We start from the raw sequence: 284 nt of genomic DNA, 5'->3' as shown, positions 1-284 counted from the left end.
CGACGAGTATAGGCTGTTCATGGCCGTCGGCGGTGACCTCGGCCAGATAACCGCCGAGCAGGCGGCCACCGCGCTGCGCGAGCTCGCCCCCGATCCCGAGGCCAACCGAGCCGCCCATCCGGGGGCCGGCGAGGAGCGGCTGTACGAGCTGGTGCACTCCGACTGGTTGTTCCGGATGCCTTCCCTCCGGCTGGCCGTGGCCCACCGGCGGCGCGGCCGGGTTCACCTGTACGAGCTGACCTGGCCGGCCCCCGGCATGGGCGGCGTCCTCGGCGCCTGTCACG

At 73.6% G+C, this 284-nt stretch carries 1 pseudogene; it reads left to right on the top strand.

Annotated elements, in window-relative coordinates:
- Positions 1-19 precede the first annotated feature (19 nt).
- Positions 20-284, top strand: a pseudogene (locus tag HT134_RS44500) (carboxylesterase family protein); the annotation flags it as partial.

It is taken from the genome of Nonomuraea rhodomycinica (assembly GCF_013363995.1).
Taxonomy (GTDB): Bacteria; Actinomycetota; Actinomycetes; order Streptosporangiales; family Streptosporangiaceae; genus Nonomuraea; species Nonomuraea rhodomycinica.
This window is presented reverse-complemented; position numbering and strand designations above follow the sequence as displayed.